14 protein-coding genes, 2 tRNA genes and 1 pseudogene are annotated in these 16,990 nt (G+C 71.5%); 12 read left to right on the top strand and 5 right to left on the bottom strand.

Annotation, left to right across the window (positions count from 1 at the left end):
- The first annotated feature begins 370 nt into the window (after positions 1–370).
- The 8 genes from ACGFYP_RS08090 to ACGFYP_RS08055 all read left to right on the top strand — a co-directional run bounded on the left by ACGFYP_RS08090 (position 371) and on the right by ACGFYP_RS08055 (position 8,593).
- On the top strand, positions 371–679 hold the full coding sequence (locus ACGFYP_RS08090; RefSeq protein WP_361957779.1) for a hypothetical protein: 309 nt from the start codon (positions 371–373) through the stop codon (positions 677–679).
- A 277-nt stretch (positions 680–956) separates the two neighbouring features.
- Positions 957–2,123, top strand: coding sequence for an acyl-CoA dehydrogenase family protein (locus ACGFYP_RS08085; protein WP_393487888.1), 1,167 nt, complete (start codon positions 957–959; stop codon positions 2,121–2,123).
- Entirely contained in the window at positions 2,120–3,133 is a 1,014-nt protein-coding gene (locus tag ACGFYP_RS08080; protein WP_393487886.1) for an OB-fold domain-containing protein, read from the top strand. The genes ACGFYP_RS08085 and ACGFYP_RS08080 overlap by 4 nt, the downstream gene beginning before the upstream one ends.
- 1 nt (position 3,134) lies before the next feature.
- The gene (locus ACGFYP_RS08075; protein WP_393487883.1) at positions 3,135–4,262 is read left to right on the top strand and encodes an acyl-CoA dehydrogenase family protein; all 1,128 of its coding nucleotides are present in this window, start codon (positions 3,135–3,137) and stop codon (positions 4,260–4,262) included.
- Positions 4,259–4,717, top strand: a complete 459-nt coding sequence (locus ACGFYP_RS08070; RefSeq protein ID WP_393487880.1) for a MaoC family dehydratase — start codon at positions 4,259–4,261, stop codon at positions 4,715–4,717. The genes ACGFYP_RS08075 and ACGFYP_RS08070 overlap by 4 nt, the downstream gene beginning before the upstream one ends.
- Entirely contained in the window at positions 4,714–5,880 is a 1,167-nt protein-coding gene (locus ACGFYP_RS08065) for a lipid-transfer protein (protein WP_393487878.1), read from the top strand. The genes ACGFYP_RS08070 and ACGFYP_RS08065 overlap by 4 nt, the downstream gene beginning before the upstream one ends.
- A gap of 169 nt (positions 5,881–6,049) precedes the next feature.
- The gene (locus ACGFYP_RS08060) at positions 6,050–6,640 is read left to right on the top strand and encodes a SigE family RNA polymerase sigma factor (protein WP_393487876.1); all 591 of its coding nucleotides are present in this window, start codon (positions 6,050–6,052) and stop codon (positions 6,638–6,640) included.
- Positions 6,641–6,946: 306 nt separating this feature from the next.
- Complete coding sequence (locus tag ACGFYP_RS08055) at positions 6,947–8,593, top strand: long-chain fatty acid--CoA ligase (protein WP_361957800.1); 1,647 nt, start codon at positions 6,947–6,949, stop codon at positions 8,591–8,593.
- An 88-nt stretch (positions 8,594–8,681) separates the two neighbouring features.
- Here ACGFYP_RS08055 and ACGFYP_RS08050 read toward each other — a convergent pair whose 3' ends face one another.
- Both ACGFYP_RS08050 and ACGFYP_RS08045 read right to left on the bottom strand, forming a co-directional pair.
- Entirely contained in the window at positions 8,682–12,509 is a 3,828-nt protein-coding gene (locus tag ACGFYP_RS08050) for a PAS domain-containing protein (protein WP_393487873.1), read from the bottom strand.
- A 177-nt stretch (positions 12,510–12,686) separates the two neighbouring features.
- The gene (locus tag ACGFYP_RS08045; RefSeq protein WP_393487870.1) at positions 12,687–13,148 is read right to left on the bottom strand and encodes an SSI family serine proteinase inhibitor; all 462 of its coding nucleotides are present in this window, start codon (positions 13,146–13,148) and stop codon (positions 12,687–12,689) included.
- 368 nt (positions 13,149–13,516) lie between these two features.
- Here ACGFYP_RS08045 and ACGFYP_RS08040 point away from each other — a divergent pair.
- Positions 13,517–13,607 (top strand) — tRNA-Ser (locus ACGFYP_RS08040).
- Positions 13,608–13,848: 241 nt separating this feature from the next.
- Positions 13,849–13,921, top strand: a tRNA-Arg gene (locus ACGFYP_RS08035).
- On the opposite strand, the pseudogene ACGFYP_RS08030 reads toward ACGFYP_RS08035, so the two are convergent.
- Both ACGFYP_RS08030 and ACGFYP_RS08025 read right to left on the bottom strand, forming a co-directional pair.
- A pseudogene (locus ACGFYP_RS08030) lies at positions 13,887–14,128 on the bottom strand (hypothetical protein); the annotation flags it as partial. The gene ACGFYP_RS08035 and the pseudogene ACGFYP_RS08030 overlap by 35 nt on opposite strands.
- 72 nt (positions 14,129–14,200) lie before the next feature.
- Positions 14,201–14,620, bottom strand: coding sequence for a RidA family protein (locus tag ACGFYP_RS08025; RefSeq protein WP_393487867.1), 420 nt, complete (start codon positions 14,618–14,620; stop codon positions 14,201–14,203).
- A gap of 249 nt (positions 14,621–14,869) precedes the next feature.
- On the opposite strand from ACGFYP_RS08025, the gene ACGFYP_RS08020 reads away from it, so the two are divergent.
- Positions 14,870–15,130: a hypothetical protein gene (locus ACGFYP_RS08020; protein WP_361957812.1), complete on the top strand. Its 261-nt coding sequence runs from the start codon at positions 14,870–14,872 to the stop codon at positions 15,128–15,130.
- Between the two features lie 464 nt (positions 15,131–15,594).
- Here ACGFYP_RS08020 and ACGFYP_RS08015 read toward each other — a convergent pair whose 3' ends face one another.
- A complete protein-coding gene (locus ACGFYP_RS08015; RefSeq protein ID WP_393487862.1) occupies positions 15,595–16,044 on the bottom strand; it encodes a hypothetical protein in 450 nt (149 codons plus the stop codon).
- Positions 16,045–16,367: 323 nt separating this feature from the next.
- Between ACGFYP_RS08015 and ACGFYP_RS08010 the strand changes: the two genes are divergently transcribed.
- Positions 16,368–16,940 (top strand): hypothetical protein, encoded by a 573-nt coding sequence (locus tag ACGFYP_RS08010; RefSeq protein ID WP_393487860.1) that lies wholly within the window; start codon positions 16,368–16,370, stop codon positions 16,938–16,940.
- Positions 16,941–16,990: the final 50 nt, after the last annotated feature.

Raw genomic sequence — 16,990 nt, 5'->3', positions numbered from 1 at the left:
CACGCGTTCGAAGAAGGGAAGGGGGCGGGGCGGGGGGCGCGGGAAGGATTGGCTGAAAATCTGCCGGAACGCTTCATCCCATGCGGCGCCCCGCTTCGGGTGGCGTGAGGTTGCCATCACCGGGGTGAGCTGTGCCTTTGGGTGCGTGAAGGTGGTTTATCGACTTGTCCTCACGCTTGAGGGGGAATCGGCCGCTGAGGGGTGGTTCGCCGGGGATTGTGTGGGCAACTCTGGAGTCGCGACGTCGAGCACAACGACCGAGGCGGTCGGCCAACTGCCTTGGGAACAGCCGTACTTCAGTACTTCAGTACTTCAGTACTTCAGTGCTTCAGCACTGCACAGCTTCAGCTCAGCTCACGGAGGAAAAGACATGGCAAGCATCCGTACCGCCCGCGTTCTCGCCGCCGCCGCCGCGCTGCCTCTGGCCGCCGCACTCTTCACCGGCGTGGCCCAGGCCGACAATGGTGGCTTCGCGGACGACGGATCGAACACGAGCGTCGCCTCCATCATCGGCAGCGGCGTGGGTGGCGACAACTACGGCAACTCGACCACCACGCAGCAGGTGGCCACCGGCTCCGGTGCCTCCAACCAGAACAACACCGCGAGCGTGAACGGCTCCGCCTTCACCAACATCGAGCAGTCGAACGCGACGGTGAACTTCTACCCCTGGTGGTTCTAGCCCCACAGCTGGGGTCCGGCCCGACGGGGGGAACGACCGAGGGGTGAAGGGCGGCCCGCGTGACGGTGCTTCGGCGCCGACACGCGGGCCGCTCCCGTGTGTGCGGGTGCGCCGGTGCGGGGTGCACCCGTGTGTGCGTGCCGGTGCGGTGTGCTCCCGTGCGCGCGTGCCGGTGGGTGGGGTGCTCCCTCGCGCGGCCGCGTCCGTGACCTTGACAGGCTCCCGGTATCTGACGGACAGTCAGAAACCTTAGTCGTACCCCCGGGAGGCCGTCGCCGTGCACCTCGCCCCGACCGAGCGGCAGCTCCGGCTGCGCGCCGAACTCCGCGCGTACTTCCGTGACGTGATGCCCGACGGTCCACCACCCCCCGCCGACACCGCCGCACAGCGCGCGCTGCTGCGCCGGATCGGCGGCGACGGCATGCTCGGGCTCGGCTGGCCGCGGGAGTACGGAGGCCAGGGTCGCGGCCCCGACGAGCAGTTCGTCTTCTTCGACGAGGCGTACCGGGCAGGTGCCCCCGTCTCCATGGTCACGCTCAACACCGTCGGTCCGACCCTGATGAAGTACGGCACCGAGGAGCAGAAGGCGTACTTCCTGCCCCGGATCCTGCGCGGCGAGACCGTCTTCGCCATCGGGTACAGCGAGCCGGAGGCAGGCACCGACCTGGCCTCGCTCCGTACGAAAGCCGTACGGGACGGGGACTCCTGGCTGATCGACGGGCAGAAGATCTTCACCTCGAACGCCCAGAACGCCGACTGGATCTGGCTCGCCTGCCGCACCGACCCCGAGGCCCCGCAGCACCGGGGCATCTCCATCGTCCTGGTGCCGACCGACGACCCCGGCTTCTCGTGGACCCCGATCGAGACGGTCGGCGGGCTGACGACGACGGCGACGTACTACGACGGCATCCGCGTCCCCGCCGGGAACCTGGTCGGGGAGGAGAACGGCGGCTGGGGGCTGATCACCAACCAGCTCAACCACGAACGGGTCGCCCTCGCCGCGATCGGTATGCAGGCCGAGGACTTCTACGCGGCGGCGCTCCGCCGGGCGCGCACACCCGATCCGGTGACGGGGCGGCGTCGTGTTGACGAGCCGTGGATACGGATTCGAGCCGCCGAGGCGCATGCCAGGCTCGCGGCAACGCGCCTGCTCAACTGGCGTTTGGTGGGGGATGTGGGGGCGGGCCGGCTGGCCCCCGGGGACGCGAGCGGGGTGAAGTTCGCGGGAACCGAATCGGCGGTGGAGGTGTACCGAATATGTCAGGAGATCGCGGGCGGAGCGGGACTGGTGAGGGCGGGGTCGCCGGGGGAGTTCGACGGCGGTGAGCTCGAGCGGATGAACCGCGCCGCGCAGATCAACACCTTCGGGGGAGGGGTGAGCGAGGTGCAGCGCGAGATCGTCGCGACGATGCGACTCGGCATGAAGGGGAGGGGGCGGCGATGAAGGACGGCAAGGACGGCAAGGACGGCTTCGGCAGTGAGGGCGACCGTGACGGCCAGGGCAACTACGACGGCTACGACGGCACGGATGGTCTGTACGGACGGCTGAAGGCGTACGAAGGACAGCCCGCCGCCACCGCGGCCGCCGGCAAGGACCTGGTCAACGAGCCCATGATCAGGCACTGGTGCGAGGCGATGGGCGACACGGACCCGGCGTATCGCGGGCCGGACGCCGTCGCGCCGCCGACCATGCTCCAGGCGTGGACGATGGGCGGTCTGTCAGGCCACAGCGACCGATCCGGGCCGTACGACGAGCTGCTCACGCTCCTGGACGAGGCGGGATGCACGTCCGTGGTCGCCACCGACTGCGAGCAGGAGTACCTGCGGCCGTTGCGGCCGGGCGACGCGATCACCTTCGACGCGGTCATCGAATCGGTGTCGGAGCGCAAGACCACCAAGCTCGGGACGGGGCACTTCGTCACGACACGGATGGACATCCACGCCGACGGCGAACTGGCGGGCACCCACCGCTTCCGCATCCTCAAGTACGCGCCGGCGGCACCGAAGCCGAAGGTGGAGGATCCGAAGACGAACAGTGCGCCCAAGGCCCGGCGGCCCCGCCCGGTCATCAACCGGGACAACGCCGGGTTCTGGGAGGGCGTGGCCGCGCACCGGCTGCTCGTCCAGCGCTGCACCGGCTGCGAGACCCTCCGCTTCCCCTGGCTGCCGGGGTGCAACGCATGCGGATCGCAGGACTGGGACACCGTCGAGGCGAGCGGGGCCGGGACCGTCTTCTCGTACGTGGTGATGCACCACCCGCCCTTCCCGGCCTTCGACCCGCCCTACGCCGTCGGACTGATCGAACTGGCCGAGGGCGTACGGATGATCAGCAACGTGGTCGGGGTGCCGTACGACAAGGTCCGGATCGGGATGCCGGTCCGGCTGGAGTTCCTCCGTGTGGACGAGGAGCTGGAGCTGCCCGTGTTCCGGGCGCAGGACGGCGGGGAGGGCTGACATGGACTTCACGCCCACGGAGGAGCAGTGCGCGGCCCAGGAGCTGGCGGCGCGGATCTTCGGCGACCTCGCCACGCACGAGCGGCTCGCGGCGGCCGGCACGGGTACGGACGCCGAGCTGTGGAAGGCCTTGTGCGCGGCCGGACTGCCCGGGGCCGTCGAGGAGATCGGGCTGCTCGGCCTGGTGCTGCTCGCCGAGGAGCAGGGGCGTACGACGGCGCAGGTGCCGTTCGCCGCGAGCTGTGTGTTCGGCCTCCTCGCCGTGGCCCGGCACGGTACGGAGGAGCAGCGGGAGCGGCTGCTGCCGGGGCTCCGGGACGGTACGACGGTGGTGACCGGGGCCTTCCCGCCCACCGGACACGTACGGGCCGGAGCGGCGGACGGGCTGCTCACGGGGGTGGTGGAGTGGGTGCCCTGGCTCCGGGACGCCACGCACGTTCTCGTGCCGGACCGGGAGGCCGCGCTCTGGCTCGTCCCCACGGCGGACGCCCTCGTGGAGCCCGTCGAGCTCACCGCGCCCTGGGCGGCCGGGCGGCTCGTCCTCGACGGCGCGCGCGGGGAGCGGCTCGGGGGCACGGGGGCCCGTACGGAAGCCCGTACGGAAGCCCCGGAGGGCACCCGCAGGGAAGCCCCGGACGGCACCCGTACGGAAGCCCCTGCGGGTCCCCGCACGGACCCCGCAGCGGACGTCCTCGCCATGGCCCGGATCGTGTTCGCGGGGCTCCAGGCCGGGGTCTGTGCGGGGTCGCTGGCGCGGGCCGTGGCGTACACCTCGGTACGGGAGCAGTTCGGGCGCCCCCTCTCCACCCACCAGGCGGTCCAACTCAGGGCCGCCGACGCCCACATGGACACCGAGGCGATCAGGGTGACCGCCTACGAGGCCGCCTGGCGCCACGACGAGGGCTTGCCGGCCGCCGAGCACGCGCTGACCGCCGCCTGGTGGGCGTCGGAGGCGGGCAAGCGCGTCGTGCACGCGGGCCAGCATCTGCACGGCGGCATGGGGGCCGATCTGGACCACCCCGTCCACCGGTACTTCCTCTGGGGCAGACAGCTCGACGCGTATCTCGGCTGCGGCACCGAACTCCTCGCCGAACTGGGCGACCTGATCGCGAACGGAGAGCCCTCATGAAGCCCGGGTACGAACTGGCGCCGCTGGCCGTCCCGATCACCCGCACCCTGATCGTCGCCGGGGCCGTCGCCTCCCGGGACTACCAGGACGTGCACCACGACGCGGAGCTGGCCAGGGCGAAGGGCTCCCCCGACATCTTCATGAACATCCTGACGACCAACGGTCTTGTGGGGCGGTACATCACCGACCGGCTGGGCCCGGGGGCGGTGCTGCGCAAGGTGGCGATACGGCTCGGTGCGCCCAACTACCCCGGAGACACGATGACGTTGACGGGAACGGTCACTGAGGTCGACGGCGCCACCGCGCAGGTGCGGGTGGTCGGTGCCAACGGACTCGGTCACCACGTCACCGGCACGGTGACCGTGACGCTGCCGGAGCCGCGCCGGCAGCAGCCCGAGTCGCAGGAGCAGGAGCAGGAGCAGGAGAAGGAGAAGGAGAAGGAGGTGGAGGCATGAGCATCAGGAGGGCCGACCTGCTTGGGGGCCGTGCGGCCATCGCAGGGATCGGCGCGACCGAGTTCTCCAAGGACTCCGGCCGCAGCGAGCTCAAGCTCGCCGTGGAGGCGGTGGGGGCGGCCCTCGACGACGCCGGGCTGACCCCGGCCGACGTCGACGGCATGGTCACCTTCACGATGGACACCAACCCGGAGATCACCGTCGCCCAGGCGGCCGGCATCGGTGAGCTGTCCTTCTTCTCCCGCGTTCACTACGGAGGCGGGGCCGCCTGCGCCACCGTCCAGCAGGCCGCCCTCGCCGTCGCCACCGGGGTCGCCGAAGTCGTCGTCTGCTACCGGGCGTTCAACGAACGCTCGGGGCGCCGCTTCGGCTCGGGGGTCCAGCAGCGCGAGCCCTCCGCCGAGGGCGCCGCGCTCGGCTGGCAGCTCCCCTACGGGCTGCTCACCCCGGCCTCCTGGGTCGCCATGATCGCCCAGCGGTATCTCCACACGTACGGCCTGACCCCGGACGCCTTCGGTCATGTCGCCGTCACCGATCGCCGGTGGGCCGCCACCAACCCCGCCGCGTACTTCCACGGCAAACCGATCACGCTCGCCGATCACGCCGCCTCACGCTGGATCGTCGAGCCGCTCCGGCTCCTCGACTGCTGCCAGGAGACCGACGGCGGCCAGGCGATCGTCGTCACCTCCGCCGAGCGTGCCCGCGACCTGCGCCACCCGCCCGCGGTGATCGTCGCCGCCGCGCAGGGAGCCGGCCGCGCCCAGGAGGCGATGACCAGCTTCTACCGCGACGACCTGACGGGCCTGCCCGAGATGGGCGTGGTGGCCAGGCAGCTGTGGCAGACCTCGGGGCTCGCGCCAGGCGACATCGACGTCGGCATCCTCTACGACCACTTCACCCCGTTCGTGCTCATGCAGCTGGAGGAGTTCGGGTTCTGCGGACCGGGCGAGGCGGCCGACTTCGTCGCGGCGGACGCACTGCCGCTGAACACGCACGGCGGTCAGTTGGGCGAGGCGTACCTCCACGGGATGAACGGCATCGCGGAGGCGGTGCGCCAGGTGCGGGGCACGTCCGTGAACCAGATACCCGGCGCGGCCAGGACGCTGGTCACGGCGGGCACCGGGGTCCCGACGTCCGGCCTGATCCTGGCGGCGGACGGCTGAGGGCGGATGGGCAGGGGCGGCGGCAGCGGCGGGTGCACCCTGACTCGGGCGGCGACCGCCCTCCACCTTCAGGAGGTCCAGTTGTCCCCACCCCTACAACCTGAGGGGGAGTGCGGTTCGGGACCTGGGGCCGATCCGCCGCCCAGGTGCCCGCTCCTAGCGTGGAGGCATGACTCCGCCACCTTCCGGCCCCGTCTGCGTCGGCGCCTCCACGGCCGCCGCCGGCTACTCGTCGACCGCGGTCGGCTACCCGCCGGCCGCCGCCGGCTACCCGTCGTTCTCGTCCTACGTGCGGGCTCGCGGGCCCGTGCTGCTGCGTACCGCGCGCTCGCTGACCGCGAACCCGGCGGACGCGGAGGACCTGCTGCAGACCGCGCTGACCAAGACGTTCGTCGCCTGGGAGCGGATCGAGGACCACCGCGCCCTGGACGGTTACGTCCGGCGTGCGCTGCTGAACACCCGCACCTCGCAGTGGCGCAAGCGCAAGGTCGACGAGTTCGCGTGCGAGGAGCTGCCGGAGCCGGCCGGGCTGCCCGAGCCGGACCCGGCCGAGCGGCAGGTGCTGCACGACGCCATGTGGCGTGCGGTGATGAAGCTCCCCGACCGCCAGCGGGCGATGGTCGTCCTGCGGTACTACGAGGACCTCAGCGAGGCCCAGACGGCCGAGGTGCTCGGCGTCTCGATCGGCACGGTCAAGAGCGCGGTGTCGCGGGCGCTCGGCAAACTCCGGGAGGACCCGGAGCTGTCCCCGGTCCGCTGACGGCAGCCCCCGACCGTATCGGCCTGGCAGGCCGCCCCCAGCCCCGGCCGCCCCGCCCAGCCCCCTGTCGCCCTGCCCAGCCCCCGCCGCGCCCCGCCCAGCCCCTGCCGCCCCCCTGTCGCCCCGCCCAGCCCCTGCCGCCCTGCCCAGCCCAGCCCCCGCCGCCCCCCCCAGCAGCCCCAACCGCCACCCCTGCCAGCGATCACTGGCAATTTCCGTACTCCCGGGTAGTGACATACCGCGCGGTACGTGCGCAGAATCGGCACACCTCTACTACTGCCACGTAGCGCCCACCGGGAGGACGCCGTGCTGAGCACGATGCAGGACGTACAGCTGACCGTGACCCGCATCCTGAACCACGGGATGACGATCCACGGAAAGTCCATCATCACCACCTGGACCGGGGAGCCCGAGCCGCAGCGTCAGACCTTCGCGGAGACGGGCGCCCGCGCGACCCAGCTGGCGAACGCCCTGCGCGACGAACTCGGGGTCACCGGCGACGAGCGCGTTGCGACGCTCATGTGGAACAACGGCTTCCATGTCGAGGCGTACTTCGCGATCCCCTCCATGGGCGCGGTCCTCCACACCCTCAACCTGCGGCTTCCCCCCGAGCAGCTGGTCTTCATCGTCAACCACGCCGCCGACCGCGTGGTGATCGTCAACGGTTCGCTGCTGCCCCTCCTCGCCCCGCTCCTCCCCCACCTGCCGACCATCGAGCACATCGTGGTCGCGGGCCCCGGCGACCGTTCCGTCCTCGACGGCGTGACGCCCCGCGTGCACGACTACGAGGAGCTGATCGCGGGCCGCCCCACCACCTTCGACTGGCCCGAGCTCGACGAGCGTTCGGCCGCCGCCATGTGTTACACCTCGGGCACCACGGGCGACCCCAAGGGTGTCGTCTACTCCCACCGTTCGATCTACCTGCACTCCATGCAGGTCAACATGGCCGAGTCGATGGGCCTGACGGACCGCGACACGACCCTCGTCGTCGTCCCGCAGTTCCACGTCAACGCCTGGGGCCTGCCGCACGCCACGTTCATGACCGGCATCAACATGCTCATGCCGGACCGTTTCCTCCAGCCCGCCCCGCTCGCCGAGATGATCGAGCGCGAGAAGCCGAGCCACGCCGCCGCCGTCCCCACCATCTGGCAGGGCCTGCTCGCCGAGGTCACCGCCAACCCGCGCGACCTCACCTCCATGCGGCAGGTCACCATCGGCGGCGCCGCCTGCCCGCCCTCCCTCATGGCGGCGTACGACCGGCTCGGCGTCCGCCTCTGCCACGCCTGGGGCATGACGGAGACCTCCCCGCTCGGCACCATGGCCCACCCGCCGGCCGGTCTGTCCGCCGACGACGAGTGGCCCTACCGCGTCACGCAGGGCCGCTTCCCGGCCGGCGTCGAGGCCCGCCTGGTCGGCCCCGCCGGCGAACGGCTGCCCTGGGACGGCGAGTCGGCCGGTGAGCTGGAGGTGCGCGGCACCTGGATCGCGGGCTCGTACTTCGGCGGGATCGACGGCGAACCGGAGCGTCCGGCCGACAAGTTCAGCGAGGACGGCTGGCTGAAGACCGGCGACGTCGGCGTGATCAGCCCCGACGGCTACCTCACCCTCACCGACCGCGCCAAGGACGTCATCAAGTCCGGCGGCGAGTGGATCTCGTCGGTCGAGCTGGAGAACGCGATCATGGCGCACCCGGAGGTCGCCGAGGCCGCCGTCGTCGCCGTGCCGGACGAGAAGTGGGGCGAGCGGCCGCTGGCGACCGTCGTCCTCAAGGAGGGCTCGACGGCCGACTACGTGACGCTGAGGGACTTCCTCGCCGAGTCGATCGCCAAGTGGCAGCTGCCCGAGCGCTGGGCGATCGTTCCGGCGGTGCCGAAGACGAGCGTCGGCAAGTTCGACAAGAAGGTGATCCGCAAGCAGTACGCGGACGGTGAACTGGACGTCACCCAACTGTAGTTCGTACGAAGGAGGGGGAGCGGTCGTCGGACCGCTCCCCCTCCTTTCCGTCGGTACCGATCCGTCGGTGCCGATCAGTTGGTTCCGATCAGTTGGTGCCGATCTTCGCGAGCAGGTCGACGATGCGCGACTGGACCTCGGCGCTCGTCGACCGCTCGGCCAGGAAGAGGACCGTCTCGCCCGACGACAGCTTCGGCAGCTCCTCCTCGTCGAGCCCGGCGGAGGTGTAGACGACGAGCGGGGTGCGGTTCAGCTGCCCGTTCGCGCGCAGCCAGTCGATGATCCCGGCCCGGCGGCGGCGCACCTGCATCAGGTCCATCACCACCAGGTTCGGCCGGATCTGCGCGGCCAGCGCGACCGCGTCCGTGTCCGCCGCCGCCCGCGCCACCTGCATCCCGCGCCGCTCCAGGGTCGCGGCGAGCGCCTGCGCGATGTCCTCGTTCTCCTCGATGAGCAGCACGCGCGACGGGTGCTGCTCGCTGTCGCGGGGCGCCAACGCCTTGAGGAGTACGGCGGGATCGGCGCCGTACGCCGCCTCCCGGGTCGCCTGCCCGAGCCCGGCCGCGAGCAGCACGGGCACCTCGGCGGCGACGGCGGCCTGGCGGAGCGACTGGAGCGCGGTACGGGTGATGGGCCCGGTCAGCGGGTCGACGAAGAGCGCGGCCGGGAAGGCGGCGATCTGGGCGTCGACCTCCTCGCGGGAGTGGACGATCACCGGACGGTAGCCGCGGTCGCTCAGCGCCTGCTGGGTCAGGACGTCCGGCGCGGGCCAGACGAGCAGCCGGCGCGGGTTGTCCAGGGGCTCCGGGGGCAGCTCGTCGTCGACGGGCCGGGGCGGCGGCTGGTTGGAGACCTCGACCGCGCCGCCGGGACCGTCGAGCGGCTCGGGGCCCTCGGCGGAACCCTCGGCGGGGGCTCCTATCGCGTACGCGCGCCCTTCGGGGGCAGCGGGGGCCAGCTTGTGCTGCGAGTGCTGCTTGGCGGCGGGCACGGGCTCCGCCGGCGCGGCGGGCGTCGCGAGGGGTGCCGTGGGGGTCGCGGTCGCGGGTGCCGGGCGGTCGCCCTCGGGCGGGGTGGCGAGCTTGCGCCGCCGCCCGGACCCGTTGCTCGTGGCGTTCTGCTGGGCGCCCGTCTGCTGAGCGCCCACCTGCTGGGCGAAGGGCACCCCCTGCCCGAGCGTCCGCACGCTGAACGCCCGCCCACCCAGCGACCCGTCCTTCGGCGCGGCGGCCGGGGGTGCGGTGGGCGTGGCGGGTGCTGCGGGTGTGGCAGGCACGGCAGGCGCGGCGGGCACCTCCGGCGGCAGCGGTACGGACCCGGTACCCGTACCGGTGCTCGCGGCCGTACCCGTACCGCTACGGGTCTCCTGCGGCGATCCTGCGCCCGCGACCGGGTTCCGGCGGCGGCCGGTGGGCTCGGGCAGCGGGTGGGGCTGCGGCGGCGTGTGGTCGGCGTCCGGCGCGGACCGTACGGCGTCGTGCCGTCCCTCGTCGTCCACCGACATCGGCATGGGCATGGCCATGGCCATGGGTACGGGCATGGGAGCCGGCACCGGCATGGGCATGGACATCGGCGTGGCCGCCTGGGACCCCTGAGGTCCTTGGGACCCTTGCGGCCCCTGCGGCCCCTGGGGTCCTTGCGTTGCCTGGGGCTCCGGCGCGCGGTCGGCGTCGGCCGGGGGCAGCGCGAACGGCGTACGCGGCCCCGAATCGGCGGCCGCGTTCCGTTCCTGCGCCGCCAGCGCCCGGCGGGCTCGCCGCCCGCTGGGCTGCCGGCCCGGGTCCTCGTCGCCCGGCGCGGCGGGCAGGGCCCTCGCGAGCGCGGGAGCGTCGGAGTGGGCGCCCTGCGCCGGTACGGGTACGGGTACCCCCTGCGGGGGCACGGTGTCGCCGAGCGCGGCCCGGCCCTGCGCGCCTTCGGCGGCGGTCACCACGGCGCCCTCGGCGGGCCGTCCGCGCCGACGCCCGGTCGGCTCGAGGGCGGCAGGCGAGTCGGACGTGACGGGCGTACCGGACGTGCCAGGGGCGGAGGCGGGAGGGGCCGTCGGCCCCGCGTTCTGGGCCGGGATCAGTTCGGCTGGGCCGGCAGGGGTCTCGTCCGTACGCCCACGACGCCGCCCGGTCGGCTCGACGGCCGCACCGGTACCAGTACCAGTACCCGAATCCGTACCCGTACCCCCGCCCATCGGGCTCTCCAGGAAGGCGTCGGTGGAGGCGCGTCGGGCGCGGCGCCGGCCGCTGCCGTTCGTGTCCGAGGCCTGCGCGGGCAGCGCGAGCGCCGTCCCTTCGGGAGAGGGAGCCGCCGGTTCCGCCGCCGGGGGAGGCGCGACGGTGCCCCTACCGGCGCCGAGCGGCACCTCCAGGACGTACGCGCTGCCGCTCATCCCCGGCACCTCGTGCGTCTGTACGACCCCGCCGTGCGCGCTCACGATGCCACGCACGATGGGCTGGTGCACGGGGTCGCCCCCGGCGTACGGGCCCCGGACCTCGATGCGTACGACGTCACCGCGCTGCGCGGCGGCCACGACGATCGTCGAGTCGGCGTACCCGGCGCCCGGTACGACCCGGGCCTTGCCGGTCGAGTCGACCCCGGCCACGTCCGCGACGAGATGGGCGAGCGCGGTCGCGAGGCGGCCCGCGTCCACCTCGGCCTCGATCGGCGGGGCGTGCACGGCGAACTGCGCCCGGCCGGGCCCGATGAGCTCCACGGACCCGTCGACGCCCGCCGTGACGACCCCGTCGAGCAGGACGACGGACTTGGCGAGCGACTCGGCGCCGGCGTTCAGCCGCTGGTAGCCCAGGACGTTGTCGACGAGGGTGGTCATCCGGGCGTAACCGGCGGCCAGGTGGTGCAGGAGCTGGTTGGCCTCGGGCCACAGCTGCCCGGCGTCGTCGGCGGCGAGGGAGGAGAGCTCCGTACGCAGCTCCTCCAGCGGCCCGCGCAGCGACTCGCCGAGGACGGCCGTCAGCTGCTCGTGCCGGGCGGCGAGCGACTCGTACCGCTCCTTCTCGCCCTTCGCCCGCTCTTCCTGGCTCTTCTTCAGCTCGGCGAGTTCGGCGGCGTGCTTCTTCGTGAGCGTGGTGAGCTCGTTCGTGTGCTCGTCGGTGAGCTGCTCGTACGGCCGGCGGTCGGTGAAGGTCATCACCGCGCCGACGAGCTGGTCCCCGTCCCGTACAGGCGCGGTGGTGAGGTCGACCGGCACCTGGGAGCCGTTCTTCGCCCACAGCACCTGTCCGCGGACCCGGTGCTTGCGCCCGGACTTGAGGGTGTCGGCGAGCGGCGAGCCCTCGTACGGGAACGGCTCGCCGTCCGCGCGCGAGTGCAGGATCAGCGGGTGCAGCTCCTTGCCGCCGAGATCGCTGGCGCGGTAGCCGAGGATCTGCGCGGCGGCGGGGTTGACGAGGACGACCCGCCCGTCGGTGTCCGTACCGACGACGCCCTCGGCGGCCGCGCGCAGGATCATCTCGGTCTGGCGCTGGGAGCGGGCGAGTTCGGCCTCGGTGTCGAGCGTGCCGGTGAGGTCGCGGACGACGAGCATGAGCAGCTCGTCGCCGGTGTAGGAGGTGTACGAGTCGTAGGCCTCGCGGCCGTCCTCCAGGCTGGCGCTGGTCACCTCGACGGCGAACTCGCTGCCGTCGGTCCGGCGCGCGATCATCCGGGTGGGCTTCGTACGGCCGTGCTCGTCGGTGCCCTCGGGGCGGCGCATGGAGCCGGGGATCAGGCGCGAGTCGAACCCGGGGAGCAGATCGAGCAGCCCGCGGCCGACGAGTGCGGTGCCGGGGGTCTCGAACATGCCGAGGGCGATGGTGTTGGCGTTGACGACCGTGCCGTTGCAGTTGACGAGCACGAGGCCGTCGGGGAGGGCGTCAAGTATGGCTGCGAGGCGAGCAGCGCCTCGGGATGGCCTGCTGCTCACGACGACGCTTCCTCCCTGACCCACTGCACCTTGCCCACTGCACCTTGCCCGGCTGGCCGGCCCGCCCCATCTTGCCCTTCGGGCCGCAGCCTGTCACTGAGGGGAGTCTAAAGGCAGGTCCGAGGGTCGCGGGGGGAGGTCGCATGCCGGGGGCAACATCCGAACGGCATCCTCACCTCATCCCCGCACGTGGGACAGGTGGGGCAGTACGGGCTCGAGGTTCTCCCACCGCTCGATCTCGCAGCCGTTGGCGCGGGAGAAACGGGCGTCGACGGCGCGGCCCTGCCACTCGCCGGTGATGTGCGCGACGGCGGGCCCGCCGTGCTGGAGGGAGCACATCCGGTCCTTCCCGACCGGCGCGAACGGGTCCTTCCCGGCCTTGGCGTACCCGGCGAGCCGCTCACAGGCACCGGCGGCGGCCGGGTGGTCCCCGCGGGCCTTGGCGCCCTTGGCGTCCTTGCCGTCCTTGTCGCCGCACTCCAGCTTGAAGGTGCCGTCGGCGCTCCGGTGCCCGCTCTTGGAGATCGTCACGGTGAGCGCGTCGGGCGCGGACAGCAGGGGCAGGGGCGGCAGCGGCCCGAGCCCACCGACGCCGGCGGCGGAGGTGACGAGGGAGGCGAGGACGAGACGTCGCAACATACGAACTCCAGGGGGCGGGGTGAGGCGGGGCGGGTGTGGGGCGTCCGGGTGGGGGCGGTGCGTCGGGAAGGCTCGGTGCGTCGGTGCGTCGGGGCGGGTGAGGGTGCGGGGGCCGGTCGGATGGGGACGAGGCGGGTTGGGCGGATGATGGGGACGAGGCGGGTTGGGCGGATGGGGGGCCGGTTCGTGCGCGGGCGGAGCCCGTCTCCTCTAACGCTCCGCACTGCCGTTCGTTGCGCAAGCGGGGTGCGCCGACGGGCTTTGCTCTCCGCCCCGGAGGCCTAGTACGGTGAGAAGCGATTGGTGACACCCGGCTCGCCTGTGTCATCATCTGCACGCACCACTCGCGCCCGCGCGACGGTGCGAATGGAGGCGTCGCCTAGTCCGGTCTATGGCGCCGCACTGCTAATGCGGTTTGGGTCTTAAAGCCCATCGAGGGTTCAAATCCCTCCGCCTCCGCACCACCCCGAAGCCCCGGCCCACACGGCCGGGGCTTCGGCCGTTCCGGAACCGTTCCAGCGCCCGCCGAGCACCCTCCGAGGTCACCCGTCCGGCGGTGTCGGTGCGGGGAGGGAGAGACCCCAGGATGGCGTTTCCGCAGGTCAGAGGGGGTCTGGCTAATGGATTTCGCGCTACGCCGCAGGTCATGTAATGTTGTCCACGCAACGCCGACCGGCAAGAAAAAAGCCGAGAAGCACAAGCACTCGTAGCTTAACGGATAGAGCATCTGACTACGGATCAGAAGGTTGCAGGTTCGAATCCTGCCGAGTGCACAGCCTGAGAGGCCCGGACGAGAGTCCGGGCCTCTTGCGTTTCCGGGCCGTACAGCAGCTTGCCGATCGCGGCGCGTACCGCCTCCTCGCTCGCCTGGCGTAGATCTCCATCGTCATGGCGATCTGTGAGCGCCGAAGGATGCGCTGTGTCACCTTCGGGTGGACCGTGAAGGCCACCAGGAGCGAGCTGCACGTGTGCCGGGTGTTGGCACTGGATCTCTGCCAGGACAGCATCGGGATGCCGTTGGTGAAAGCTGCTGGTCATGCCGCCACAGCGGGTCAGGGGGCTGAAGAATCGAGCACGGCGGCGACGGCCTCGATCTCGACGAGTTGGTCCTTGTAGCCGAGCACGGTGACGCCCATCAAGGTGCTGGGGACGTCATGGTCGGCGAACGAGTCCCGGACTACCTCCCAGGCAGCCACCAGGTCCTCCCGCCGGGCCGAGGCGACGAGAACCCTTGTACTGATGACGTCCTGGAGTGACGCACCCGAGGCAGCGAGAGCAGCCCGCATGTTCTCGATGGCTTTCGCAGCCTGGCCCGCGTAGTCCCCGATCGCTGCCGTGGAGCCGTCATCGTTCAGCGGACACGCCCCTGCGAGGAAGATCAAGCGGGACTCGGCAGGCGCCGTGGCTGCGTAGGCGTACTCGGCGACGTCGGACAGGGAGGCGGAGCGGATCAAAGTAATGGCACGAGCCACGGTCCTCGGGTCCTTTCCCATCGGGTGTTGAGCTCGGACATCCTGCCAACGCCCCGTTGGTCCCCGCCTTCCCATTTCTTCGCCGCCCCCACGCGCAGCGCCGCCACTTCTCCTCGACACGTACCTGACTGACCGATGGGACTGGAGCCCCGGCCAGGGGCTGTCGGTACTCGTCCGTCGGCTGGCTGGCATCATCCTCGGACGACCGCTGGTCACGGCGGTGTTCAAGGGAGGGGATCGGCTGTGGTTGTGGGGATTGCGCTGTTCGTATTGGGGCTGGCGGGCGTGGTGTTGGGGGCGATGTTCCTCTTCAACCTGCGGGGCGCGGCGGACAAGGCAGTCGCGCGGCGCAATGCCGTCAGGGCTGTGACCGCAGCGCGGACGCTGAATATGGGGCTTACGGAGCCGTCGCGATTCGGTGCCTGGTTCTTTCGGCTCATCGGCGGCATCGTCTTTCTCGGCTCGCCCGTGCTCGCGCTCGCCGGCCTCGCCATCGCCACGCTCGAATGACAGAGTCCGGGGCCTCTTGCGTTGGGGGGCTCGCTCCGACCGCCTTGGGTGCCGCGTCGCCATCACCGAGCCCGTCGCCAAGCTGGGCGGTGATCCCGTGTGGCTGGGGGAGCCCTGCTGGCCTCTGCACCCGCGCACGGGTGGGCCGCTCGACTTCATCGGGCAGGTCCCCTCCCCGTCGGAGCCGGCGACGAGCCCCGCATGGCGTATCTGTTCCTGTCGTACGAGGACTACGAGACCGGTGGCATGTACCCGGAAGACGGTGAGGCCGTGCTCCTGATCCAGCCCGGCGGGCGGGTGCCCGGGTTCGCCACCGTCGGTTCGGCCGGGACCAAGGGGCGCTGGTGTGCACCGGCGACACCGGACCGTACTTCCTCAACTTCGGGCAAGGCGCTGGATTCGCCTACCTCAGCCCCGACGGCCTGGAAGGTCGTTTCGGCTGGGACGCTGCCTAGGTCAGGGCTTCACTTGTACATCGATATTCTGAAGCCGACCCTCTTGCCGGAGTTGTAGTCGGTGAGGTCATACACCGAGATGCGAGTCTTGCTCTTCAGGGTCAGTTGCAGTACCTCGCTCGCGTTGCTCCAGGTGTAATTGCAGATCCGGAAGTTCCTTTCCGGGGTGGCTTCCAGTTTCTTGTTTCCCCAGCTGCAGTCGCGCGTCGAGTCGTGCTCGCAGGTGGACCAGGCCCGGGCGTACAGCTGGCAGTCCTCTCCGGGCCAGACGTCGATACGGCTCAGCCTGTCGTCGGACGAGCGCCAGGTGCCGCCGAACCCGCTCGCGACACACGAGGCGGATGCCTGTGTCGCCGAGGTGAGCGTCACCACGACCGAGAGGGAGAGTGTCAAGGCGGCCGTCATGAGCAAGGCCATCAACTGGCGCAGGGGACGGCGTAGAGAAGAGGCGTGTGTCATCGCGAACCTCCGGTAGCGGTGGCAGCGAACAGCCCTACAGCAGCGGATTCTCTGGCGGCGCCACGTATGCGGGTCTGCGTCAATACCGTTTGAACCCCTACCTATTCCAGACCAGCACTCTTGAATCCTGACCGCAAGTCGGGATGTTGAAGTCGCACATCTTTCAATGGTGAATGCGATCCATTGTGGATCGGTCAACGAATTGCCCTGCTGCGGTGTTTGGCCGGTTTGGGGCTGTACAGGGTGGGGGTCGGGGTCCGGACCATGACGCGCAGGCGTGCGGTGCTCTGCGGGGGAGGGCCGTCGGGATGGGCGTGAGTGGCATGGGGGACGATCCGTCGCCGCGTGGGGCCCTCAAACCGGGCAACATCGTCCTCGCGGACGACGGTCCGCGCGTCCTCGACTTCGGCATCGCCCGCGCCCTTGCCGAGACCCGGCTCACCACCGACAACATGGTCGTCGGCACCCCCGGATTCCTCGCCCCCGAGCAGGCCCAGGGCCTCCCGGCCAGCGGCGCCACCGACGTCTTCGCGCTCGGCGCCGTCCTGATCGCGGCCGCGGGTGCCTGTGCCTTCGGGGACGGCCGCGCCGTCCACGAGGCCGCGGACCTGGCCGCCCTCCCTCCCGCCCTGCGTCCGCTCGCCGCCGCCTGCCTGAGCAAGGACCCGCGCCTGCGGACCACGCCACGGCAGGTGTTGGAGTGGTGCGTCGCCCACCGCGAGGTCGTCCATCCTCCCGATCCTCCCGGCCCTTCCGCCGGTCCTCTCGGCGGACGACGAACGGACTGGTCGTCAACGAGCTCGGCATCGGCGTGGGCTACATGGGCCCCAGGGTCGTGCGCCGGCGGAGCACCGAGTCCCTGGACCGCGTCCACCACCCCAAGGGCTCGCACCTGACCATCCGCCTCACCGCGAGCAGCCCGCGGCCCCGGTTCTCGCCCCGTCCG

The sequence above is a fragment of the Streptomyces sp. NPDC048370 genome, from assembly GCF_043200825.1.
Lineage (GTDB): Bacteria > Actinomycetota > Actinomycetes > Streptomycetales > Streptomycetaceae > Streptomyces.
The sequence above is the reverse complement of the archived record's forward strand: the minus strand, read 5'-3'. Positions and strand labels throughout refer to the sequence as shown.